This is a genomic window from Streptomyces muensis (assembly GCF_021474425.1).
Taxonomy (GTDB): Bacteria; Actinomycetota; Actinomycetes; order Streptomycetales; family Streptomycetaceae; genus Streptomyces; species Streptomyces muensis.
In genome coordinates this window covers 1-22,306 of sequence record NZ_JAKEIP010000139.1, presented here as the reverse complement: position 1 = coordinate 22,306, position 22,306 = coordinate 1, and the positions used below count along the sequence as shown (strand labels likewise).

At 71.8% G+C, this 22,306-nt stretch carries 21 protein-coding genes and 1 pseudogene; 9 read left to right on the top strand and 13 right to left on the bottom strand.

Features of this window, described 5'->3' with window-relative positions:
* Positions 1-125 precede the first annotated feature (125 nt).
* A pseudogene (locus L0P92_RS27635) lies at positions 126-332 on the bottom strand (GNAT family N-acetyltransferase); the annotation flags it as partial.
* 168 nt (positions 333-500) lie between these two features.
* Entirely contained in the window at positions 501-1,424 is a 924-nt protein-coding gene (locus L0P92_RS27630; protein ID WP_372497345.1) for an aminoglycoside phosphotransferase family protein, read from the bottom strand.
* 18 nt (positions 1,425-1,442) lie between these two features.
* On the opposite strand from L0P92_RS27630, the gene L0P92_RS27625 reads away from it, so the two are divergent.
* A complete protein-coding gene (locus tag L0P92_RS27625) occupies positions 1,443-2,849 on the top strand; it encodes an NAD(P)/FAD-dependent oxidoreductase (protein ID WP_234765768.1) in 1,407 nt (468 codons plus the stop codon).
* Between the two features lie 85 nt (positions 2,850-2,934).
* Here L0P92_RS27625 and L0P92_RS27620 read toward each other — a convergent pair whose 3' ends face one another.
* The 3 genes from L0P92_RS27620 to L0P92_RS27610 form a co-directional block, all read right to left on the bottom strand.
* The gene (locus L0P92_RS27620; RefSeq protein ID WP_234765767.1) at positions 2,935-4,437 is read right to left on the bottom strand and encodes an MFS transporter; all 1,503 of its coding nucleotides are present in this window, start codon (positions 4,435-4,437) and stop codon (positions 2,935-2,937) included.
* Positions 4,438-4,550: 113 nt separating this feature from the next.
* On the bottom strand, positions 4,551-5,531 hold the full coding sequence (locus L0P92_RS27615) for a zinc-binding dehydrogenase (protein WP_234765766.1): 981 nt from the start codon (positions 5,529-5,531) through the stop codon (positions 4,551-4,553).
* Between the two features lie 90 nt (positions 5,532-5,621).
* The gene (locus L0P92_RS27610) at positions 5,622-6,977 is read right to left on the bottom strand and encodes an NAD(P)-binding protein (protein ID WP_234765765.1); all 1,356 of its coding nucleotides are present in this window, start codon (positions 6,975-6,977) and stop codon (positions 5,622-5,624) included.
* A gap of 159 nt (positions 6,978-7,136) precedes the next feature.
* On the opposite strand from L0P92_RS27610, the gene L0P92_RS27605 reads away from it, so the two are divergent.
* Positions 7,137-7,805, top strand: a complete 669-nt coding sequence (locus L0P92_RS27605; RefSeq protein WP_234765764.1) for a pentapeptide repeat-containing protein — start codon at positions 7,137-7,139, stop codon at positions 7,803-7,805.
* Positions 7,806-8,073: 268 nt separating this feature from the next.
* On the opposite strand, the gene L0P92_RS27600 is transcribed toward L0P92_RS27605, so the two are convergent.
* On the bottom strand, positions 8,074-8,574 hold the full coding sequence (locus tag L0P92_RS27600) for a hypothetical protein (protein WP_234765763.1): 501 nt from the start codon (positions 8,572-8,574) through the stop codon (positions 8,074-8,076).
* 41 nt (positions 8,575-8,615) lie between these two features.
* Here L0P92_RS27600 and L0P92_RS27595 point away from each other — a divergent pair, with 41 nt between their 5' ends.
* Entirely contained in the window at positions 8,616-10,019 is a 1,404-nt protein-coding gene (locus L0P92_RS27595) for a M1 family metallopeptidase (protein WP_234765762.1), read from the top strand.
* A gap of 31 nt (positions 10,020-10,050) precedes the next feature.
* On the opposite strand, the gene L0P92_RS27590 is transcribed toward L0P92_RS27595, so the two are convergent.
* Positions 10,051-10,611, bottom strand: coding sequence for a GNAT family N-acetyltransferase (locus tag L0P92_RS27590; protein ID WP_234765761.1), 561 nt, complete (start codon positions 10,609-10,611; stop codon positions 10,051-10,053).
* A 98-nt stretch (positions 10,612-10,709) separates the two neighbouring features.
* Positions 10,710-11,285, bottom strand: coding sequence for a TerD family protein (locus tag L0P92_RS27585; protein ID WP_234765760.1), 576 nt, complete (start codon positions 11,283-11,285; stop codon positions 10,710-10,712).
* A gap of 181 nt (positions 11,286-11,466) precedes the next feature.
* On the opposite strand from L0P92_RS27585, the gene arfB reads away from it, so the two are divergent.
* A complete protein-coding gene (gene arfB / locus L0P92_RS27580) occupies positions 11,467-11,904 on the top strand; it encodes an alternative ribosome rescue aminoacyl-tRNA hydrolase ArfB (RefSeq protein ID WP_062723736.1) in 438 nt (145 codons plus the stop codon).
* Positions 11,905-11,992: 88 nt separating this feature from the next.
* Positions 11,993-12,886: a sigma-70 family RNA polymerase sigma factor gene (locus tag L0P92_RS27575; RefSeq protein WP_234765759.1), complete on the top strand. Its 894-nt coding sequence runs from the start codon at positions 11,993-11,995 to the stop codon at positions 12,884-12,886.
* Here the strand turns inward: L0P92_RS27575 and L0P92_RS27570 are convergent.
* Together L0P92_RS27570 and L0P92_RS27565 are read right to left on the bottom strand one after the other, a co-directional pair.
* Positions 12,873-13,379, bottom strand: a complete 507-nt coding sequence (locus L0P92_RS27570; RefSeq protein WP_234765758.1) for a GNAT family N-acetyltransferase — start codon at positions 13,377-13,379, stop codon at positions 12,873-12,875. The genes L0P92_RS27575 and L0P92_RS27570 overlap by 14 nt on opposite strands.
* A 78-nt stretch (positions 13,380-13,457) precedes the next feature.
* Entirely contained in the window at positions 13,458-14,066 is a 609-nt protein-coding gene (locus L0P92_RS27565) for a flavin reductase family protein (protein WP_234765757.1), read from the bottom strand.
* Between the two features lie 363 nt (positions 14,067-14,429).
* Here L0P92_RS27565 and cdgB point away from each other — a divergent pair, with 363 nt between their 5' ends.
* Positions 14,430-16,121 carry a diguanylate cyclase CdgB gene (cdgB, locus tag L0P92_RS27560; RefSeq protein WP_234765756.1) on the top strand — a complete coding sequence of 564 codons (1,692 nt, stop codon included), beginning with the start codon at positions 14,430-14,432 and terminating at the stop codon, positions 16,119-16,121.
* Positions 16,122-16,242: 121 nt separating this feature from the next.
* Complete coding sequence (locus L0P92_RS27555; RefSeq protein ID WP_234765755.1) at positions 16,243-17,199, top strand: CBM35 domain-containing protein; 957 nt, start codon at positions 16,243-16,245, stop codon at positions 17,197-17,199.
* Positions 17,200-17,209: 10 nt separating this feature from the next.
* Here the strand turns inward: L0P92_RS27555 and L0P92_RS27550 are convergent, their stop codons facing one another.
* The 3 genes from L0P92_RS27550 to L0P92_RS27540 form a co-directional block, all read right to left on the bottom strand.
* Positions 17,210-18,139 (bottom strand): 1-phosphofructokinase family hexose kinase, encoded by a 930-nt coding sequence (locus L0P92_RS27550; RefSeq protein ID WP_234765754.1) that lies wholly within the window; start codon positions 18,137-18,139, stop codon positions 17,210-17,212.
* 159 nt (positions 18,140-18,298) lie between these two features.
* On the bottom strand, positions 18,299-19,405 hold the full coding sequence (gene nagA / locus L0P92_RS27545; protein WP_505016548.1) for an N-acetylglucosamine-6-phosphate deacetylase: 1,107 nt from the start codon (positions 19,403-19,405) through the stop codon (positions 18,299-18,301).
* Positions 19,406-19,509: 104 nt separating this feature from the next.
* Positions 19,510-20,454, bottom strand: coding sequence for an ROK family protein (locus L0P92_RS27540; protein ID WP_234765752.1), 945 nt, complete (start codon positions 20,452-20,454; stop codon positions 19,510-19,512).
* A 121-nt stretch (positions 20,455-20,575) separates the two neighbouring features.
* Here L0P92_RS27540 and L0P92_RS27535 point away from each other — a divergent pair, with 121 nt between their 5' ends.
* Complete coding sequence (locus L0P92_RS27535) at positions 20,576-21,847, top strand: extracellular solute-binding protein (RefSeq protein ID WP_443733567.1); 1,272 nt, start codon at positions 20,576-20,578, stop codon at positions 21,845-21,847.
* Positions 21,848-21,903: 56 nt separating this feature from the next.
* Positions 21,904-22,167 carry a DUF3263 domain-containing protein gene (locus L0P92_RS27530; RefSeq protein ID WP_234765751.1) on the top strand — a complete coding sequence of 88 codons (264 nt, stop codon included), beginning with the start codon at positions 21,904-21,906 and terminating at the stop codon, positions 22,165-22,167.
* Positions 22,168-22,306: the final 139 nt, after the last annotated feature.

Here is a 22,306-nt window from a genome sequence, read left to right as displayed (position 1 = left end):
GCCGGGGGCGTGGGGGGTGCATATTCGTGGGGCTCATGCCAGCAAGTCGTGCCCATTCGGTGAGGGGTCATGCGAACCGCGTTCACACTGTTGCGAGTTGGGGACAGAGCCTCTGGCCCGAGGGGCTAGCGGCCCGTACCGAGGCTCGTCAGTGCCTCGTCGGTCAGGCGGTATACCGTCCACTCGTCCTGGGGGCGGGCGCCGAGTGCCTCGTAGAAGGCGATGGAGGGGGCGTTCCAGTTCAGGACGGACCATTCCAGGCGCTGGTAGCCGCGCTCCAGGCACAGTCGGGCCAGTTCGGTGAGCAGGGCCTTGCCGTGGCCGGCGCGGCGATTCTTGGCGGGTGGGAGCTCGGGGCTTTGGGCGGTCTGGCGGGTGCGGGTGCGTCGTGGCTGGCCGCGCAGTTCCCCGCGCCCCTTTGGGACGTTGCTGCTCCGACGTCTCAAGGCCTCCTCGGCGTCGGTCACGCCGGGTTCGCCGTGCAGACCACAGGCGTGGGGTCAGCCGTATGGCCTGCGCAGCTTCCTGGCGATTTCCAGTTGCTCCTCGTCCAGGGGGCGGCCGTCCTCGATGTCCCAGAGGCTGTTCTGGAGGAGTCGGGCGTAGGTCCAGGCGCGGGCGCGGGCGCGGTCCAGGGCCAGGACGTCGGTCATGGCGTCGAAGCGCCAGCGGATGTCGTCGGCGTCGAAGCGGTTGGCGAGGGCGGGCCAGAGTTCGAAGCCGGGGTCGCCGACCAGGGGCTTGGGGTCGATGGCCAGCCAGGGGGCGCGTTCGCAGGCGAGGACGTTCTCGTCGTGGAGGTCCCAGTGGAGGAGGCGGTCGCCGGGGTCGTCGACGACCTCGCGGACGGCGGCGGCGCAGTCGGCGACGAGGCGGCGGGTCTCCGGGTCCGGGATGCGGGTGACGGCGTCGGGGGTCTGCTCCAGCATGTCCCGGGCGATGTCGCCGAGGTGGCGCAGGCCGGTGGGGGCGGGGAAGGACGTGAGGTGGGCCAGCAGGTGGGCGATGACCAGGACGGACTCGTGGACGTCCGGGTGGTGGGCGAGCATGCGAGTGGAGTCGAGGCGTTCGAGGAGCATGGTGCCGGTGGTCTCGTCGTGGTCGAGGAGGCGTACCGCTCCGTCGCCGTCCCACGCGCGCAGGGCCACCGGCTCGCCCGCGCTCTCCTCGTCGAGGAGTTGCAGCTTCAGGACGGCGGGGGTGCCGTCGCGGCGCAGGACCGGGAGGACCAGGGCGCTGACCCCGTGCATCGGGCGGCCGTCGACCTTCAGTTCCCAGCGGTCGAGGAACTCGGCGGTCAGGGCGGGGAGTCCGGCGATGAACGCGCGGCCCGCCTCCCCGTTGTACTCCTGCTGTGATGCGGCCAGCTCCTGCGGAATGTCGATCACCTTTCGGACCCTACTGGGCTCCCGGAAACGGCTCACGCGAATTAACGTCCTCCCATGAGCAGCCCGGTCAGCGGTGCCGTGAACGGCGCCATCTCCTTCTGGTACGCCGACGACGGCCTCCCCGCGGTCCGCGAACCGCTCGCCGGGGACACCTCCGCGGACGTGGTGATCGTGGGCGGCGGCTACACGGGACTGTGGACCGCGTACTACCTGAAGAAGGCCGTCCCCTTCCTGCGGATCACCGTGCTGGAGCAGAAGTTCTGCGGCTACGGCGCCTCGGGACGCAACGGCGGCTGGCTGTACAACGGCATCGCGGGCCGCGACCGGTACGCCAGGCTGCACGGCCACGAGGCGGCCGTACGGCTTCAGCGGGCCATGAACGACACCGTCGACGAGGTCGTCCGGGTTGCCCGGGCGGAAGGCATCGACGCCGACGTCCACCAGGGCGGGGTGCTCGAAGTCGCCCGTACGCCCGCCCAGTTGGCGCGGCTGAAGGCATTCCACGCGCACGAGCTGTCGTACGGCGAGAAGGACCGCGAGCTGTACGGCGCCCGGGAGACCGCCGAGCGGATCCGGGTGGCGGACGCGGTCGGTTCGAGCTGGACACCGCACGGCGCGCGGCTGCACCCGGTGAAACTGGTGAAGGGGCTCGCGGCGGCCGTCGAGGCGCTGGGCGTGACGATCCACGAGCTGACGCCGGTCACGGAGATCCGGCCCAAGCACGCGGTCACCCCGTACGGCACCGTCCGCGCGCCCTACGTCCTGCGCTGCACCGAGGGCTTCACGGCGAGCCTCAAGGGCCAGAAGCGGACCTGGCTGCCGATGAACTCGTCGATGATCGCCACCGAGCCGCTCACCGAGGAGCAGTGGGCGTCGGTGGGCTGGGCCGGGCTGGAGACGCTGGGCGACATGGCGCACGCCTATATGTACGCGCAGCGCACGGCCGACGGGCGGATCGCGCTGGGCGGGCGCGGGGTGCCGTACCGGTTCGGGTCGAGGACGGACAACGACGGCCGGACGCAGCCGGCGACCATCGAGGCGCTGCGGGAGATCCTCGTCGGGTTCTTCCCGGCGCTGGCCGGGGTGCGGATCGAGCACGCCTGGTCGGGTGTGCTGGGCGTGCCGCGCGACTGGTGCGCGACCGTCACGCTGGACCGGTCCACGGGGATCGGCTGGGCGGGCGGTTACGTCGGCTCGGGCGTCGCCACCGCCAACCTGGCGGCCCGGACCCTGCGGGACCTGGTGCGGCAGGACTCCGGCCAGGGCACCCGCACCGAACTCCTCGACCTGCCCTGGGTCGGCCACAAGGTGCGCAAGTGGGAACCGGAACCCTTCCGCTGGCTCGGCGTACAGGGCCTGTACGCCACCTACCGGGCCGCCGACCGCAGGGAGCGCGGGAGCGGGGCGGCGCAGGCCTCGCGGCTGGCGCGGGTGGCGGACAAGGTGGCCGGGCGGGACTGAGCCGGCCGCTCCCGGATCGTGAAGGGGGTGGGGGAGGGGCTCCGCGGTCCGGTGGAATCCCTCCCCCCGTCTCTCAGGCCGTCTCTCAGGCCACCGACTCCGGGACCGGTGTGTCCTGCGGGGCGCCGTGCTTCGGGGGTTTCGCCGAGACCATCAGGGCGGCGACCAGGCCGGCCAGGAGCATGATGGCGGCGGCCCACCAGATGGCGACGGTGTAGCCGTGGACGACGCCCTCCTTGGTGACCAGGGCCCGCTGGGCCGGGTCGGTGAGGTGGGCGGTGATGTAGGCGGCGCTGCTGGTGGTGGCGATGGTGTTCAGCAGGGCCGTACCGATCGAACCGCCCACCTGCTGCGAGGTGTTGATGGTCGCCGAGGTCACCCCGGAGTCCTGCGGGGCCACGCCCGCCGTCGCCGTGGCGAACACCGGCATGAAGATCAGGCCCATGCCGAGGCCCATGAGGAGCAGGGCGGGCAGGATGTCGGCCGCGTAGGACGAGTGCACCGTCAGCCGGGTCAGGAGCACCATGCCGACCGTGGCCAGCAGGGCGCCCGGGGCCATGAGCAGGCGGGGCGCCACATGGTCCAGGAGCCGGGCGGCGATCTGGGTGGAGCCGATGATGATCGCGGCCGTCAGAGGCAGGAAGGCGAGGCCGGTCATCACCGGCGAGTAGTCGAGGATGACCTGGAGGTAGTAGGTCATGAACAGGAACAGGCCGAACATGCCGATCACGGCCAGCGCCATGGTCAGGAAGCAGCCGGCGCGGCTGCGGTCCTTGATGATGTGCAGCGGCAGGAGGGGCACGGGGGCCCGCGTCTGCCACCGGACGAACGCCGCGAGGAGGACGACGCCGCCCGCGAAGAGGCTGAGGACCAGCGGGTCGGTCCAGCCGCGCGGCTCGGCCTCGGCGAAGCCGTAGACGATGGCGACCAGTCCGCCGCAGCCGAGCAGGACGCCGGGCACGTCGAGGCGGGCGCCCGGGTGACCGGGGCTGTCGTGCAGCAGGACCAGGGCGCCGATCACGGCGACGACGGCGATGGGCACGTTGACGTACAGACACCAGCGCCAGTCCAGGTACTCGGTGAGCAGCCCGCCGACGATGAACCCGATCGCGCTGCCGCTGCCGGCCAGCGCGCCGTAGATGCCGAAGGCCTTGCCGCGCTCCTTGGGGTCGGTGAACGTCGTCGTCAGCAACGACAGGGCCGACGGGGCCAGTACGGCGGCGAAGACGCCCTGGAGGGCGCGGGCTCCGAAGAGCATGCCGGAGGAGGTGGCGGCGCCGCCGAGCGCGGAGGCGGCGGCGAAGCCGACCAGGCCGATGACGAAGGTGCGCTTGCGGCCCACCAGGTCGGCTATGCGGCCGCCGAGCAGCAGCAGTCCGCCGAAGGCCAGGGTGTATGCGGTGATCACCCATTGACGGTTCCCGTCCGTCATGCCGAGGTCGCTCTGGGCGGAGGGCAGCGCGATGTTCACGATGGTCGCGTCGAGGACGACCATGAGCTGCGCGAGCGCGATGATCACCAGGCCCCACCAGCGGCGGGGGTCGGGGTCGGCGACTCGGGCGGGTTCACCCGTTCGGGTGACGCTCACCTGGCCAGAAGACCATGATTCGGGATGGGACGCATCCGGGGGGGCGTGCGAGGAGCGCCCTCCCTCGTCGTGGGACTGCCGCGGTATGCGGTCCCGCGGGGGCTTGCGGCTGGTCATGGTTCCAATACCACCTTTCCGGTGGTTCCGCGCGTCTCGAGGGCGCGATGGGCGGCCGCCGCCTCGGCCAGCGGGAAGCGCTGCACGGCCGGGGTGAGACGGCCCTCGGCGGCCTCGGCGAGAGCGCGCAGTTCGAGGGTCTGTACGGGGTTGGGGCCGCCGGCCCGCCGCATCATCGGCGGCCCGAGGACCTGCTGGGAGAGGCCCTCGACGAAGTAGGGCGTGCCGTCGTGCAGGCCCGCGCCGGACCAGCCGAAGACGAGGTGCCGGCCGTCGGGGCCGAGCAGGGCGACCGCCTCGCGGGCCACGTCCCCGCCGACGCCGTCGAAGACGACGGTCGCGGTCCGTCCGCCGAGGAACGCGCGGACCTTCTCCGGCCACACCGGGTCCTTGTAGTCGACGGCCAGGTCGGCGCCGTTCTCCTGCACGCGCGCGACCTTCTCCGGGCCGCCCGCGAGGCCGATGACGACGGCGCCGGCGTTCTTGGCGTACTGCACGAGCAGCGTGCCGATGCCGCCGGCGGCCGCCGGGATCACGGCCACCGCGTCCGGGCCGAGCTCGGCGAACTGCAGGATCCCCATCGTCGTACGGCCCGTGCCGATCATGGCGACGGCCTGGGCCGCGTCGAGGCCCGCCGGGATCTCGTGGACGCGGTCGACGTCGGTGACGGCGAGCTCGGCGTAGCCGCCCGGCGCGAAGCCGAGGTGGGCGACGACACGCTTGCCGAGCCAGAGGTCCGCGACGCCCTCACCGAGGGACTCGACGCCGCCGGCGACCTCGCGGCCGGGGATCGTGGGCAGTGTGGGCGGCTGCGGTGCCGGTCCCTGGATGCCCTCGCGCAGGGCCGTGTCGAGGAGATGGACCCCGGCGGCCCGCACGGCGATCCGGACCTGGCCGGGGGCGGGCGTGGGGTCGTCGGTCTCCTCGTAGGTGAGGTTCTCTGCCGGGCCGAAGGCGTGCAGGCGGATGGCGTGCATCGGGGTCCCCCATCGTCGTGAGCATCGTCGTGAACTCGGTGTGTCAGGCGCCCGCCCCGTCACCGGGGCCGACTGCTCGATGCTGCAACCTCAAGCTCCCTTGAGGTCAAGGGCGTGCCGCCCGAGGGCGAGGGAGACGGCGGTGAGGGCGCTGTTGAAGGAGACCTCGGACAGGACGCCGGGGGCGGCGACCTGGTCGCCCGCGAGGTAGATCCCGTCGCCGCGGTCCACGGCCGGGCGGTCCCGCCAGCTGGTGCCGGGCAGGTCGACGGCGCCGGTACGGCCGTTCGCCGTGGCCTCGCGCCGCCAGGTGACGCGCTCGCGCCAGCCGGGGAAGCCGAGGTCGAGGAGCTGTTCGGCACGGGCGATGCCGTCGGCCCTGGTCTCGTGCGGGGCGATCGGGATCTGGCCCTGGATCAGCTGTTCGCCGGCCGGTGCGAGGGACCGGTCCTGTGCGGTGAACCGCTCCAGCCAGCCGGGCGCGTCGAGGTCGGAGACGACGAACGCGTCCCCGCGCCGGGTGCGCACCGCGAGATCGAGGAGCGCCGTACGGCCGCTCGTCCAGGTCAGCGAGTCGTCCTTGAGCAGGCGGCGGGCGGCGTCGAGGGAGGTGGCGACGACGACGGGCGCGCCGGCCGCCCGGCTGTCGAGGTCGTCGAGGCTGTCGACGCGGGAGAGGGTCTCCATCCGGACCCCGAGGTTCCAGGCCCGCGCCGCCATCCGGTCGATCACGGTCGCCCAGCCGCCCCGCGGGTAGTGCGCCTCCGGCGGCAGCTTGGTGGCCCGGCGCAGCCGCTCCCGTACGAACGCGGCGGACAGGGCGCCGGGGTCGTGGTGGAACAGGGCGACCGCCGAGTAGTGCGCGGCGGCGCGTGCGCCCTCCTCGCCGGCGACGCCGGTGGCCCAGGTCAGGAAGTCGACGTCGACGGGCGCCTGCGGCAGGCCTCGCCGCAACAGCTTGAGCAGGGCGAACGGCGGGGTGCGGCGCAGGGCGCCCCGGTACCGCAGCCGCAGCCGGGCGGCCTCCAGGGGCGGGATCGGCGCGAGCGGCCCGATGAGGTCGCGCTGCCTGAGCCAGGCCCAGTGCGGGCCGCCGCTGTACAGGGCGTGCGGTCCCTCGTTCGTCCGGTACGGCCCCTGAGAGCCTGTCCGCAAACCCCCGCCTGCGCTGCGACGCCCGGCACGCGCGCTCGCCGCGTTGCCGAACCGCCCACGTGGCTCCGCCACGAGGGCGCTCCGGCGCCTTGCGATCGCACGCACCGGACGCCGCAGCGCCCGCCCTTCGGGCGGACGACGGGGGTTTGCGGACAGGCTCTCGGCGGTTCGCGCCCGGCCGCCGAGGGTGTGGTGGGCCTCGTACACGGTGACCTTGGCGCCCGCCTCGGCGGCGGTGATGGCGGCGGTGAGTCCGGCGAAGCCGCCGCCGATGACGGTGATGCGGTGCATGGTTGGGGCTCCTTCTTGGTCGGGTTCGCGTGGGCCGGCTCGGGGCCGCCTTTCGTGGCTTGTTCTGTGAGTACGACGGCGCAGGGCTCCCGGAATGTGACATCGCCGGTGTTTTCGCAGGTCACGGGGATTGTCAGTGGCGGGGTGCAGCATGGGGGCATGGCGAGGAGACTGACGAAGGGGGCGCGGCGGCCCGAGGTGCGGCTGCCGTCGCTGGAGCCGTTCCGGGGCCGGGGGTTGGAGCCGGACGGGGACTACGACGGGCTGGAGTTCCGGGAGGAGGACCTCACCGGGCAGGACGGCTCGGGCGCCCGGTTCATGGACTGCGCGCTGCGGGGCTGCGCTCTGGACGAGGCGGGGCTCCGGCACGCCCGGATCCTCGACTCGGTGCTGACGGCTCCCCGGGGCGTCGGCACCGACCTCGCCGAGTCGACTCTGCGTGATGTGGAGCTGGTGGACGCCCGGCTGGGCGGCGCGCAGTTGCACGGCGCCGTGCTGGAGCGGGTCCTGGTCCGGGGCGGGAAGATCGACTATCTGAACCTGCGCAAGGCCAGGCTGAGAGACGTCGTGTTCGAGAACTGCGTCCTGGTCGAGCCGGACTTCGGGGGCGCCCGGCTGGAGCGGGTGGAGTTCGTGGACTGCGTGCTGAAGGGGGCCGACCTGACCGGGGTGACACTGGCCGAGGTGGACCTGCGACGGGCGGCCGAACTGGACATCGCGCGCGGGGTGGACCGGCTGTCGGGGGCGGTGATCAGTCCGGGGCAACTACTGGATCTGGCGCCGGTGTTGGCGGCGCAGCTGGGGATCCGGGTGGAGGCCGGGGAGTAGCGCGAGGGCGGCGGTCCGGGCGTGCGGGCGGCGGAATGGATCCGGTATGATTGATCTAGAGCTGCTCGCCGGAACTCCCGGTGAACGGTGCTGCGTTGGTGGTCCAAGGAAAGACGCCCCGCTTCCTGCGGGGAAATGCAGGTGCAAGGCCTGCCCGGCGCTCGGACAAGGAGCCCTGTCCCGCGGTTCGCGGGACAGGGCTCCTTCGTTGTGTTGGGCCGTGCGCGGCGAGGACGTGCCGCCCTGTCCGCCCCGCCGCGCCCCGGACCTAGGACACCCTGGGGAACCTGGCCTGGAGCGTCCAGATCGCCGGGTTCTCGCCCAGGTCCTCGTGCAGGTCGATCAGGTCGGCGAGCAGGTCGTGCAGGAAGTCGCGGGCCTCGCGGCGCAGTTCGCTGTGCGAGAAGGTCAGCGGGGCCTCCTCGGCCGGCATCCAGTCCGCCTCGATGTCCACCCAGCCGAAGCGGCGCTCGAAGAGCATGCGGTCCGTGGACTCGGTGAAGTCCAGCTCCGCGTGCTGGGGGCGGGAGGCGCGGGAGCCGGCCGGGTCCCGGTCGAGCCGCTCGGCGATGTCGCACAGGGCCCAGGCGAAGTCGAGCACCGGCACCCATCCCCAGGCTGTGGACAGCTCCCGGTCCGCCTTGGTGTCGGCGAGGTAGACGTCGCCGCAGAACAGGTCGTGCCGCAGGGCGTGGACGTCCGCGCGGCGGTAGTCCGTCTGCGGGGGGTCCGGGAAGCGGTTGGAGAGGGCGTAGCCGATGTCGAGCACGGAGGTGATGGTGTCACGCCCGACCTCATAGGATCACTGGCGTGTCCCGTTTCGCGCCCGTTGCCCTGACTGTCACCTCCGCCCTGCTCGTTCTCACCGCGTGCGGCGGCGGTGTCCAGGGCACGCCGGGCGGCTCCGGTGTGCGCGACCCGTACTTCCCCAAGGCCGGCAACGGCGGCTACGACGTCACCCACTACGCCCTCGACCTCGTCTACGACCCCGACGACGAGCACCTCGGCGGCACCGCCGAGATCACCGCGCGCGCCGACAAGGACCTCTCCGCCTTCGACCTCGATCTCAAGGGCATGGACGTCGAGGGAGTCACGGTGGAGGGCGAGCGGGCCCGCTGGAGCCGTAACGGGCCAGAACTCGTCGTCCGCCCGCACGGCGACCTCGACCAGGGCGAGACCTTCCGCGTCACCGTCCGCTACTCCGGCACCCCGCAGACCATCACCGACCCCGACGGCTCCGAGGAGGGCTGGCTGCCCACCGCCGACGGCGCGCTCGCCCTCGGGGAGCCGACGGGATCCATGGCGTGGTTCCCCGGCAACCACCACCCGTCCGACAAGGCGTCGTACGACATCTCGGTCACCGTCCCGGACGGCTTCGAAGTCGTCTCCAACGGCGAGTTGGCCGACCGGACCAGTGACGACGGCCGTACGACCTTCCACTGGCGTACGGCCGAACCCATGGCGAGTCATGTCGCCGCGCTCGCCATCGGCGACTACGACATCCGTCGCTCCACCGTCACCGCCACCGGCAACAGCGAGCTGCCCGTCTACACCGCGGTGACCCCGCCCCAGGACGATGCCGCCCGCAAGGTCCTCGCCGAGCTCCCCGAGATCATCGAGTGGGCCGAGACCAACTTCGGCCCCTACCCGTTCGCCTCCACCGGCGCGATCGTCGCCGACGAGGGCGACGCCGGTTACGCCCTGGAGACCCAGAACCGGCCCGTCTTCCCCGGCGCCCCCGGCACCGACCTCCTCGTCCACGAACTCGCCCACCAGTGGTTCGGCAACTCCGTGACGCCGAAGAGCTGGCGGGACATGTGGCTGAACGAGGGCTTCGCGACGTACGCGGAGTGGCTGTGGGAGGAGGACGACGGCGGCGACAGCGCGCAGGAGACCTTCGACGCGCTGTACGACCACGGCGAGGACGACCACGAGGACCTCTGGTCCTTCCCGCCGGCCAAGCCCACGAGCGCCGCGCACATCTCCGACGACCCCGTCTACCAGCGCGGCGCGATGGTCATCCACAAGATCCGCCAGACCGTCGGCGACGACACCTTCTACGACATCGTCCAGGGCTGGACGGCCGCCCACCGCCACGGCAACGCGGACACCGACGACTTCACCGCGTACGTGGAGAAGAAGGCCCCGGACAAGGACTTCACCTCTGTCTGGGAGGACTGGCTGTACGGGGACGGCAAGCCGGACCACCCGTGACGGCCGCCCCGCGCATGTCGCTGTCGCTGGTTCAGGCCTCGTCGGCGCCGGGGGAGGAGGCGGCGGGTTCGGTCGGCGGGGTGAGCTGCTTGTGCAGGACCGTGCAGGCTCGGTCGAGCTGCCGGTCCCGGCCCCACCCGAGGGTCTCGTAGCCGAGGGCGGTCCAGAAGTCGAGGGCCTTGGGGTTGTTGTCGAGGACGGCGAGGCGTACGGCGGTGCGGCCCGCCGTGCGGAAGCGGTCCTCGACGAGGGCGGCCAACTGCCTGCCGAACCCCTGGCCGTGGGCCGTCGCGTCCACCATCAGCAGCCCGATCCACGGGTCCGGGTCGACCGGATCGGGGTGGTGGGCCAGGGTGACGGCGATGCCGACCAGCCGGCCCTCGCTGCGGGCCAGCAGCACCTCCGCCCCGGGGACCAGCAACTCGTCCGCCAGGGCGGCCGCCACCTGCTCCGGCCGGATGTCGTCCGGGTCCGGGAAGTCTCCGCTGAGCGCGTGGAAGTCGCGGTTGGAGGCGTACAGGGCGGTGAGTTCGGTGAGGAGGGGGGCCGGGATGTCGTGGTCGGGGGTGAGGGCGAGCGAGTCGAGTATCACCCGGGCAACCTATCGAAGCCCCGGGGGCTGTTCTGAGAGCCCCTGGAACGCCGGAACCCCCGGCCGAAGCCAGGGGTTCCGGTACAGCGCGGCGTCCGTCAGACGTTCACGCCGAAGTCCTGCGCGATGCCCACGAGGCCCGAGGCGTAGCCCTGGCCGACGGCGCGGAACTTCCACTCCGCGCCGTTGCGGTAGAGCTCGCCGAAGACCATGGCGGTCTCGGTGGCCGCGTCCTCGGAGAGGTCGTAGCGGGCGATCTCGGCGCCGCCGGCCTGGTTGACGATGCGGATGTAGGCGTTGCGGACCTGGCCGAAGTTCTGCGAGCGCGACTCGGCGTCGTAGATCGAGACCGGGAAGACGATCTTGTCGACGTCGGCCGGGAGGCCGGCCAGGTTGACGTTGATCGCCTCGTCGTCGCCGGCGCCCTCGCCGGTGCGGTTGTCACCGGTGTGGACGATGGTGCTGTCCGGGGTCTGCTTGTTGTTGAAGAAGACGAAGTGGGCGTCCGAGTAGACCTTGCCCGTGGGGTTGACCGCGATGGCGGAGGCGTCGAGGTCGAAGTCCGTGCCGGTGGTGGTGCGGACGTCCCAGCCGAGGCCCACGGTGACGGCGGTCAGGCCCGGAGCCTCCTTGGTGAGCGAGACGTTGCCACCCTTGGACAGGCTTACAGCCATTGTTGGGAGTCCCTTCCCTCGTTGCGGTACGGCTAGAAGCTACAGCTACCCCTATGAACGCGGAGAGGGGTACCCCAGGTTCCAGGTGTCTTTACTTTCTTTGCCAAAGAGCACTCGTAGGCCGCACCCGCGCCCACCTCCGGCGATATTCGCGTGACGTGGACCGGACAGAAGCGGGAACATGTACGGCATGTCTGGTCCCTACGTCATCCGTGGCTCCGTCTCCCTCCCGGAGGCCGAGCTCATGTGGCGTTTCTCGCGGTCGAGCGGCCCGGGCGGCCAGCACGTCAACACCAGTGACTCCCAGGTCGAGCTGCGTTTCGACCTCGCGGGCACCGAGGCGCTGCCCGAGGTGTGGAAGCAGCGGGCGCTCCAGCGGCTGGCGTCCCGCCTCGTCGACGGCGTCGTCTCCGTGCGCGCCTCCGAGCACCGCTCCCAGTGGCGCAACCGCGAGACCGCCGCCGTACGTCTCGCGGCGCTCCTCGCCGAGGCGACGGCCCCGCCGCCGAAGCCGCGCAAGCCGACCCGCATCCCCCGAGGCATCAACGAGCGCCGCCTGAGGGAGAAGAAGCAGCGCTCGGACACCAAGCGGGGCCGGTCCGGCCAGGGCTGGACCTAGGCCCTGGCCCGCCGCTGTCACATCCGCGTCGCCCCGTCCGTCAAGTCACTGACGACGGATCGAGGATCGTGACGAGAGGGTGCGACAGATGACTGCCGACGACAGCGGCTTCCGGGACGCGGACGCGGATTTCCTCGCCGAGCGGTTCGAGGCGCACCGGGCTCGTCTGCGTGCCGTGGCCCATCGCATGCTCGGGTCGGCCGGTGAGGCGGAGGACGCGGTGCAGGAGGCCTGGTTCCGGGTGAACCGGGCCGACACCACCGGGATCGACAATCTCGGCGGCTGGCTGACGACCGTCGTCGGACGGGTCTGCCTGGACATGCTCCGCTCGCGCAGGTCCCGCGCGGAGCAGCCCCTGGACGCCATCGCCACCCCCGCCGCCACGGCTCCCGCCACCGCCACCTCCTCCGACCCCGAGCAGGACGCCCTCCTCGCCGACTCCGTGGGCGTCGCCCTGCTCGTCGTACTGGACACCCTGACCCCCGCCGAGCGCCTGGCGTTCGTGCTGCACGATCTGTTCGGGGTGCCGTACGAGGAGGTCGGCGCCGTCGTGGACCGCACCCCGGCCGCCGCGCGACAGCTCGCGAGCCGGGCCCGGCGCCGGGTGCGGGGCGCCGACGTGGCGGAGAGCGGTCCGGCGCGGCAGCGCAGGCAGCGGCAGGTCGTCGACGCGTTTCTCGCCGCCGCCCGGGACGGCGACTTCGACGAGCTCCTCGACGTTCTCGACCCGGACGTCGTCGCCCGCACCGAGGCCGGGGTGGCCACGGGCGCGGCGACGGTGGCCCGGGGCGCTGCGACCTTCGGACCACTCGCCGGAGTCGCGCGCCCCGCACTCGTCGACGGGGCCACGGGCGTCCTGGTGCTGGTCGAGGGACGGCTGGAACGGGCCCTGAAGTTTGCGTTCGTAGGCGACCGGATCACCGTGATCGACATCGTGACGGACCCCGTACGGCTGTCCCGGCTCGACGTCAGGCCGGTGTAGGCCCGGCCAGCTCCAGCACCCCGACGGTCTCGCCCTCGCTGGTCTCCCCGTTGGGGCGGAAGCCGAGACGGTGGTAGAAGGCCTCGGGGCCGTTCGGGCCGGGGTGCCAGGTGACGTAGAGCTGACGGCCGCCGCGGCGGCGGATCTCGGCGGCCACGGAGTCGACCGCGAAGCGGCCGTAGCCGCGGCCCTGTTCCCCGGCGGCGATGTTCAGACGCCACAGGCCCGAGCGGAACAGGGTGCCGTCGCCGCGCCAGTCGATGTCGAAGAAGGCCATCAGGAACCCGACGGGGCGGTCGCCGTCGACGATCAGGCGGGGCCAGGCGACGCCGTCGGGATGGACGTACGCCTCGGCGAGGGACTGCATCACGGGGGAGACCGCGAATTCCTGCTCGGGGCGGACGCGTATGCCGGTTGCCGCTTCGAAGTTTCCGGGTGTGATCTTTTCCAGGCGGGGTGCGGGCGGTGGCTGAGGCGTCGGAGTCGATGTCATCCGGGGAACCTATGACGGGTGACCATCGGAGGCCATGGATTTTCGTCCCCGCGTTCCGGGACGCCTGTTCCGCGATCTTCACCCCAACTGCCGGTACCGTCCCCGGAAATACGTCAGCGGCCCCCCGTCCGAGCTCGGCAGCGAGGCCGACAGGACGCGGCCGATCACCAGGGTGTGGTCGCCGGCCGTGACCCGCTGCTCGGTGCGGCACTCCAGGGTGGCCAGGGCGCCGCCCACCAGTGGGGCGCCGGTCTCCAGGCCGCGGACGTAGGGGATGTCGGCGAACAGCAGGCGGTCGCTGACGCGGCCCTTCATGGCGAAGCGGCCGGCGATGTGGCGCTGGCTCTCGGTGAGGACCGACACCGCCCACAGCGGCTGCTCGGCGAGCAGGTCGTCCATCCGGGACCCCTCACGCAGGCTGACCAGCACCAATGGCGGGTCCAGGGACACCGACATGAACGCGGTGGCGGTCATGCCGACGTCCTCGCCGGCCGGTGCGTGCGGGTCGTCCGGGTCCAGCGGTGGCTCCAGCGCGGTCACCAGGACCACACCGGCGGCCAACCGCGACATGGCGGCACGGAACTCGTCGTTGCTCACTCCCTCAGCATGCCCAAAGGCGCCGCGGGCGGCGGGGAGGACGGCGGTCAGGGGCTGCGCGGGCGACGCGGGCGAGGAAGTGTTCGGCACGCCGAAAACGCTAATGTCGGTCCCCTGCACCCGACATCGGGCCTTCGCCCGAGAAGCGGCCGGGAAGGTCCTAGGACTACGGGCGGACAGTGCCGGACAGGCACTGGTCGCACGCGGTTCAGAACGGTTTCGTGCCATCTCCACACGCACACAGAGTTTGCGTTCAGTAAACGCACAGGAAAAACGCAGAAACACCGCTCAATTGTTCACGTTTACCTGTGACTTGAGTCACAAGGGCCATTAATTGTTGACCCTGTGTACCGAGTGGGCAGCGCGCTGTGATTCAGTGGCGGTGAACCGAGCAAGGAAGATACGCCGAAGAGCACCCTTGATTCGCTGCGAGGTCTCGGGGGGAGGGCGAGCATGGAGACCGAGTCGGAGCCGTATGTCCGTCTTGCGACCCTGCGGCAACTGCACCAGGTCATGGCTGACATGAACACGGCCCGCAGCCTGGCGGACACGCTGCAGACGGTCGCCGACGGTGTCGTCACCGGCCTCGGCTATGAACTCGCCTGCGTCAACCTCGTACGCCCCGACGGCGATCTCGTCGTCGCCGCCTTCGCCGGCAACCCCGCCGCCGAGGCCCTCATCACCGGCCGCGTCGGCTCGCGCGACTCCTGGGAGCGTCGGCTGAGCATGGGCCGGCACTGGGGCGACCTGGTCTTCATCCCGCACACCGAGGGCTGGATCCTCGACGACGACGACGTCCCGCAGTGGTACACCGACGGCCCCGCCCCCCGCTTCGAGGACGAGTGGCACCCCAGCGACCGGCTCTTCGCGCCGATGTACACGCCCGGCGTGCAGGGCGGCGCGTGCGGCGAGCTGATCGGGGTCCTCTCCGTGGACCGGCCGCGCAACGGCCGGCTGCCGGGCGCATGGGGGCGCGAGGCGCTCCAGATGTACGCCTTCCAGGCCGCCATCGCGATCAGCAACGCACGTCTACGCGCGAATATGCAGCGGGCACTGGTCCGGCTGGAGCGCGAGCAGCAGGCACTGCGCGCCAGTGAGGAAAGCTTCAGGCAGGCCTTCGAGTACGCCCCGTCCGGCATGGCCATCGCCGAGATGGGCGGCGACCAGCACGGCCGGATCCTGCGCACCAACGACGCCCTGTGCCGCCTGCTGGGCCGCCCCGCCTCCGCGATGCGCCGCTACGCCTTCTCCGACCTCGTCCACCCCGAGGACATCGGCACCCTGCTGCGGACGTCGGCGGAGGGCGGCCGCGCGGAGCTGCGCCTGGGCCGCCGCGACGGCACGTACGTCTGGGTCTCGCTCCGCAACTCCGTGGTCGCCGACGCCGCCGACGGCCCCCGCTTCCTGCTCACCCACGTCGAGGACATCGAGGAGCGCAAGCGCCGCGAGCTGCAGCTCGCCCACCGCGCCTCCCACGACTCGCTCACCGGCCTGCCGAACTCCGCCGAGCTGCGCGCCCGCCTCTCCTCCCGGCTCTGCCAGCGCTCCACGATCCCCCAGGCGCTCGACTCCGCCCGCGGCGGGACCCAGCTCGGCGCCCTGGAGCCGGTCGACGCCGCCTACGGCCACCCCGCCTACGACGCCAACGGGCACGGCTTCGACTTCCGGCCCGGCGCGGCGGCGTTCGACGCCTTCGACCACCACGTCCACACCGTGGCCCCGGTCGACGGCGAGCGGGACGACGGCACCAAGGGGCTCGCGGTGCTCTTCTGCGACCTCGACGGCTTCAAGTCGATCAACGACCGGTTCGGGCACAACGCGGGCGACGCGGTGCTCATCGAGGTGGCCAGGCGTCTGTCCCGCCAGGTCCGCGACGGCGACACCGTGGCCCGGCTCGGCGGCGACGAGTTCGTGATCCTCGCCGACGGGCTCGGCAAGGCGGACGCCCAGGACCTCGCCGTACGGCTGCGCAACGAGATCATCCAGCCGATCCGCGCCGAAGGACGGGCCGTGAGGGTCGGTGCCAGCTTCGGCATCGGGTGGGCGCACTGCGGGATGACCGCGGACGAAGTGTTGAAGTCCGCTGACGAGCGGATGTACGTAGAGAAACGATCTCGTCCCAAACAGCACAGACGCGCCGGGTAACCCCCAGGTCAGCGAGCCGATGCGATCCGGGTCACCCGTTTGGGCCATCAGGAGCGGGTAGGCTCGCCATTCTGACCCCACGCATCGCATCCGCACGCACCTGGTGAGGAGTACCCAAGGGATGACGTCCGGCAACAACGGCGCGACTACGCCCGAGGACGACGACCCGTTCGGCTACCTCTACGCCGACGGGCAGGCCAACGGCGCCCAGCCGCCGTCCGGTGGCGGTGGCTACGGCTATCCGGGCTCGGTCAACCGGGTGCGCGCGGTCGGCCAGCGCCAGTACGGCCAGCAGCAGCCGACGGCGGCCTACGGCCAGATACCGCAGCAGCAGGGCGTGTACGGCCAGCCGAACGCGCACTACGCGGCGCCGGAGACCCACCCCGGCGGGGCGCAGACGGTCCAGCAGCAGCAGCCGGCGTACAGCGGCGGCTCCGGCGGCCGCGGCTCGGGCCCCAACACCAAGGGCCTGCTGATCGGCGCCATCGCCGTGGTCGCGGCGGTCGTCATCGGCATCAGCGTGGCCATGCTGGGCGGCGACGACGACCCGGGCGACAAGGGCAACCAGGCCGACTCGACCCCGACCCAGTCGCAGCAGAGCAGCGCCCCCAGTCCGTCGAACAGCAACAGCCAGGCGGCCGAGGACGACCTCCCGACGATCGACGCCAAGGCCCTCGCCCTAGGCGGCGGCGCCACCACCGCGTCCGACATCAAGGGCGCCCAGGCGGACGGCGGCGTCTATGTCACCGGCTTCAACCAGGTCGGCTCGTCGGTCACCTGGTCCGTGAACGGGATCCCGAAGAGCGGCAAGTACACGGTCTTCGTCGGCTTCAGCGTTCCCGGCAAGGACGCCAACGCCACCCTGACGGTCAACGGCACGCCGTCCACCTCGCCGGTCAACCTCAAGAACTACGCCAAGGGGCCTGAGGGCGACTACGAGAAGGGCTGGACCAAGACGTACAACTGGATCCAGCTCAACAAGGGCACCAACACGATCAAGGTCTCCTGCGAGCAGGGCAACCAGTGCGACGCCCTCATCGACCAGATGTGGCTGGTCAACGGCTGGGTCGACTCCTAGTCGGCCGACCTCAGGCAGCGGTGACCTCCCCGGTCACCGCCACCTGCCCCAGCAGCTTCTCGTACGCCCCCCGGTCGACCTCGCCGGCCACCGGGGCCAGCACGCTCGCCGCGCCGAGTGCCGCCGCGCGGGTCAGCCGGTCCGGCCACGGCAGCCGCTCCACGAGTCCCGACAGCAGTCCCGCGACCACCGCGTCGCCGGCGCCGGTCGGGTTGCCGTGGAGACGGGTCGGCGGGGTGGCGCGCCAGCGGCCCTCGGGGGTCACGGCCAGCAGGCCCGAGGTGCCGAGGGAGGCGACGACGGCGCGGGCGCCCCGCCTTCTGGCGTCCTGCGTCGCGCGCAACGGCTCATGGGACCCGGTGAGCTCGGCCAGTTCGTCGGCGTTGGGCTTGATGAGGTCCGGGCGGGCGGCGACGCCCCGGCGCAGGGCCTCTCCGCCGGTGTCCAGCAGGACCGGCACCCCGGCGGCCTTCGCGGCCCGTACGAGACCGGCGTAGGCCCCCACCGGCACGCCGGGCGGCAGGCTGCCGCACAGGGCCACCGCCGAGGCCGACGCGAGCAGGCCCCCGTACGCCTCCTGGAAGGCGGACCACTCGGCGGGGGTGACCGTCGGGCCGGGCTCGTTGAGCTGGGTCGTGTCGCCGGAATGCTCGTCGACGACGGCGATCGTGCGCCGGGTCGCGCCCGCCACCGGGACCAGGGCGTCCACCACACCGGGCGCCGCCGTGAGCCGCTCCTGTACGACACGGCCCGTCGCGCCGCCCGCGAAGCCGGTGACCGTCACCCGGTGCCCGAGGGTCGCCAGCACCCGGGCCACGTTCAGGCCCTTGCCGCCGGGGCGTTCGGTCACCTCGGAGACCCGGTGGGAGGCGTGGGGCCGCAGCGCGCGTACGCGATAGGTGATGTCGAGAGCGGTGTTCAGCGTGACCGTGAGGATCACCTGGGCCGACCTCCCCCGAAGAAGTTCAGAGTGCGAGCAGTTCAGGACGCGTTCGCCGGCTGTCCGCCGGACGCTCCGCCTGGAGGCATTGATCATGCCAAAAGGACGGCGGCCGTCCCAGTCTCCCAGGACAACCGCCGCCCTCAACAGCGGGACAGATCACCCCAGTTGCGGATCGACCACCCATTCGCCGCGGCGCATCACGCCCTTGAGGTCGAAGGCGGCGTCCAGTACGAGCAGGTCGGCGTCCTTGCCGGGCTCCAGGGAGCCGATGCGGTCGTAGCGGCCGAGCAGCTTGGCCGGGTTGACGGACAGGGCCGTCACCGCGTCCTCGACGGACAGCCGGTCGATCGTCACCGCCCGCTTGAAGGCACGGTCGAGGGTCAGGGTCGAGCCCGCGATCGAGCCGCCTTCCACCAGGCGGGCCACGCCGTCGGCGACCTCCACCTCCAGCGGGCCGAGCATGTAGCGGCCGTCGCCGAAGCCGGCCGCGTCCATGGCGTCCGTGATGAACGCGACCCGGTCCGCGCCCGCGTGACGGAACGCCAGCTCCAGCGCCGCCGGGTGCAGATGGACGCCGTCGTTGATCAGCTCGACGGTCACCCGCTCGTCCTCCAGCAGGGCCGCGATCGGGCCCGGCTCGCGGTGGCCCAGCGGCGGCATCGCGTTGAACAGGTGCGTGGCGACCGTGGCGCCCGCCTCGATCGCCTCCACCGTCTGCTCGTACGTCGCGTCGGTGTGCCCGATGGCCGCGATGACGCCGTGTTCGGCGAGGAGGCGTACGGAGTCGAGGCCGCCCGGCAACTCGGTGGCGAGAGTGACCATCGTGGCGTGCCCGCGCGCCGCGTCGATCAGCTTGCGGACCTCCGCCGGGTCGGGGTGGCGCAGCAGTGCCTCGGAGTGGGCGCCCTTGCGGCAGGGGGAGATGAAGGGGCCCTCGAAGTGGATACCGGCGATGTCGCCCTGTTCGGCGAGTTCGCTGAGCAGGCCGGCGCGGTGGGTGAGGAAGTCCATGTCGCCGGTGACGGTGGAGGCGACGAGGGTGGTGGTGCCGTGGAGGTGGTGGGTGCGGATGCCCTTGAGTACGTCGTCCGGGGTGCCCGAGGTGAAGGAGGCTCCGCCTCCGCCGTGGTTGTGGATGTCCACGAAGCCGGGGATTACGTAGTGGCCGTCGAGGGCGATGCGGTGAGCGGTCTCCGGGGCTGTGGCGGCGATTCGGGTGCCGTCGACGATGACCTGGCCCTCTTTCAGGGTTCCCGTCGGCATGACCACGTTGGCGCCGGACAGGATGAGGGGCGCCTTGTCGGTTGCGGGGTGCGGGTTGTGGGGGGCTGGTCGCGCAGTTCCCCGCGCCCCTGGGTGGGCTGCCATCAGGGAGTTACCTCCGTACGGTCGGATTGGTCGAGGAGATCCCAGGCCAGTAGGCCGGCACCCAGGCATCCCGCCGTGTCTCCCAGCGCCGCGGGGACGATGGACGGCAGCTTCTGGAAAGTGACCCGCTGCCGGACTGCCGTCCGCAGTGGTGTGAACAAGGTTTCCCCCGCCTCCGCCAGGCCGCCACCGATGATCAGGGTGCGGGGGTCCAGGAGGGTGAGGGCGGTGACCAGGCCGTCGGCGAGGGCGTTGACGGCCTGTTGCCAGATTCGTACGGCGTTCGGGTCCCCGGACGCGACGGCCTTCGCGCAGTCGGCGGCGTCCGCCTCGGGGTCCCCGCAGGCGGCGGCCCACGCCTCGCTGACCGCCGCCGCGGACGCGAACCGTTCCAGGCAGCCGCGCTGTCCGCACGGACAGGGGGTGCCGCCGGGCCGTACGACGATGTGGCCGATCTCGCCCGCGAAGCCGTGCGCGCCCGACTCCACCCGGCCGTTGATGCCGATGGCGCCGGCGATGCCGGTGCCGAGCGGCACGAAGAGGAAGCGGTCGGCGCCCTTGCCCGCGCCGATCCGGCCCTCCGCGAGACCGCCGGTGCGCACGTCGTGGCCGAGGGCGACGGGCACGCCGCCGAGCCGGTCGGCCAGCAGTCGTCGCAGGGGTACGTCCCGCCAGCCGAGGTTGGCCGCGTAGGCGGCGATGCCCTCGGTCTCGTCGACGATGCCGGGGACGGCGACGCCGACGGCGGCCGCGGGCTCGCCGAAGCGCTGTTCGCCGTACGCGCGCAGCTCGGCGGCGAAGTCGAGGATGCCCTCGACGACGGCGTCCGGCCCGCGCTCGCGCCCGGTCGGCCGGCGGACTTGGTGAAGCAGCTCGCCGCTCGCCCCGGCAAGGGCGGCCTTCATCCCGGTGCCGCCCACATCGAGGGCGATGACATGTCTCACGGGGGACAGTGTGGCTTGCGTACCCGCGAGAGGTCTAGTCCACTTACGTGGTGTAGACCTTATGGGGGCAATATGTATGACGTTTCGAAAGTTTCGAATGATGGGTGTGGGGCGGTTCTGCGTGCAGCGGCGTAGGCGTACGGGGACGATCGCGGCGGGGTCCGTGCTGGGGCTGGTGGCGACTCTGGGCGGCTGTGGGCTGACCGGTGGTTCGGGCGAGGTGACGCTGAAGCTGGTCGCCGCCGACTACGGCGACAGCGAGGCGAACAGCTCCCAGAAGTACTGGGACAAGCTCGTCGAGAAGTACGAGGAGGAACACCCGGGCGTGCACGTCGACGTCACGGTGTACTCCTGGAACGACGTCGACGCCAAGGTCAAGGAGATGGTCGACGCCGGGAAGGCGCCGGACATGGCGCAGATCGGCGCGTACGCCGACTACGCCGCCGAGGACCTCCTCTACGAGGCCGACGATCTCCTCTCCATCCCCGTCCAGGCCGACCTCGTCGCGCAGCTCGCGGACGCGGGGCAGGTGAACGGGGTGCAGTACGGCATTCCCTTCGCCTCCTCCACGCGTCTGCTCTTCTACAACAAGACCCTCTTCCGCAAGGCCGGCCTCACCGCGCCGACCACCTGGCAGGAGCTGGCCGCGGACGCCGAGGCGCTCAAGGCGGAGGGTGTGAAGTACCCGTACGCGCTGCCGCTCGGGGCCGAGGAGGCGCAGGCCGAGACCATGCAGTGGCTGCTCAGCGGCGGGGGCGGGTACACCGACGCCGAGCTCGGCACGTACAGCATCGACTCCACGGAGAACGTCGCCACGTTCAACTGGCTGAAGAACGACCTCGTCGGCAAGGGGCTCACCGGGCCGGTCGCGCCCGGGCGGCTCAACCGGGCCGACGCGTTCTCCGCCTTCGCGGCGGGTGATGTCGGCATGCTGAACGGTCATCCTTCGCTGATGCAGATGGCCGCGAAGAAGGGTGTGAAGTTCGGCATGGTGCCGATGCCCGGGCGGGAGGGGCCGACCAAGGTCTCCATGGGTGTGGCCGACTGGATGACGGCCTTCAAGCAGAACGGTCATGCCGAGCAGGTGGGTGACTTCCTCGACTTCGTCTACGACGAGGAGAACGTGCTCGACTTCTCGCGTGAGTACGACCTGCTGCCCGTCACGAACTCCGCGTCCACGGTGATGAGCGGGGCGCCTCAGGACGCCGACCTCAAGCCGTTCCTGGAGCAGTTGTCGCTTTCCGAGCTTTATCCGGTGGGGCGGACTTCGTGGGCGGCGGTCAGTGCGGGGGTCAAGAAGCGGATCGGTGGGGCGGTGGCTTCCGGGGGGAGTCCGTCGGCGATTCTGGGGCAGTTGCAGGCGGCGGCTTCTCGGGCGGAGAGTGCGGAGTAATCGTCGGGGTGGGCATAGGCGTGGGGGTGTCAGTGGCGGGGGCTACTGTGCGGAGCATGAGTCAGGACCCCACGCCCGACCCCGGACCCGACCCCGATGCGCTCGCCGAGCGTGAGCGGGCCGTTCTGGCTCTGGAGCGGCGGGGGTTCTCGGGGCCCGGTGCCAAGGAGCGGGCGATCCGGGAGGAGCTGGGGTTGGCGCCGGTTCGCTACTACCAGCTGTTGAACGCCCTGCTGGACGACCCGCGGGCCCTCGCCCACGACCCGGTGACGGTGAACCGGCTACGCCGGCTACGCGAGACCCGCCGCACCGAACGCTGACCAATTTCCCTCGCCCCCGCCGCCCCTACCCGTCCCATCCCCAGGGGCTCCGCCCCTTCGACCCCGGGGGGTTGTTCTTCGGGTGCGGGCCGGTGGGGGCTGGTCGCGCAGTTCCCCGCGCCCCTGAGGTCTTTCAGCC

Coding starts and splice junctions, on each gene's coding strand:
- L0P92_RS27605 (WP_234765764.1), top strand. CDS start 7,137: ATGGCGAGGAGACTGACGAAGGGGGCGCGGCGGCCCGAGGTGCGGCTG.
- L0P92_RS27625 (WP_234765768.1), top strand. CDS start 1,443: ATGAGCAGCCCGGTCAGCGGTGCCGTGAACGGCGCCATCTCCTTCTGG.
- L0P92_RS27530 (WP_234765751.1), top strand. CDS start 21,904: ATGAGTCAGGACCCCACGCCCGACCCCGGACCCGACCCCGATGCGCTC.
- cdgB (WP_234765756.1), top strand. CDS start 14,430: ATGGAGACCGAGTCGGAGCCGTATGTCCGTCTTGCGACCCTGCGGCAA.
- nagA (WP_505016548.1), bottom strand. CDS start 19,405: ATGCCGACGGGAACCCTGAAAGAGGGCCAGGTCATCGTCGACGGCACC.
- L0P92_RS27570 (WP_234765758.1), bottom strand. CDS start 13,379: ATGACATCGACTCCGACGCCTCAGCCACCGCCCGCACCCCGCCTGGAA.
- L0P92_RS27610 (WP_234765765.1), bottom strand. CDS start 6,977: ATGCACCGCATCACCGTCATCGGCGGCGGCTTCGCCGGACTCACCGCC.
- L0P92_RS27585 (WP_234765760.1), bottom strand. CDS start 11,285: ATGGCTGTAAGCCTGTCCAAGGGTGGCAACGTCTCGCTCACCAAGGAG.
- arfB (WP_062723736.1), top strand. CDS start 11,467: ATGTACGGCATGTCTGGTCCCTACGTCATCCGTGGCTCCGTCTCCCTC.
- L0P92_RS27575 (WP_234765759.1), top strand. CDS start 11,993: ATGACTGCCGACGACAGCGGCTTCCGGGACGCGGACGCGGATTTCCTC.
- L0P92_RS27555 (WP_234765755.1), top strand. CDS start 16,243: ATGACGTCCGGCAACAACGGCGCGACTACGCCCGAGGACGACGACCCG.
- L0P92_RS27615 (WP_234765766.1), bottom strand. CDS start 5,531: ATGCACGCCATCCGCCTGCACGCCTTCGGCCCGGCAGAGAACCTCACC.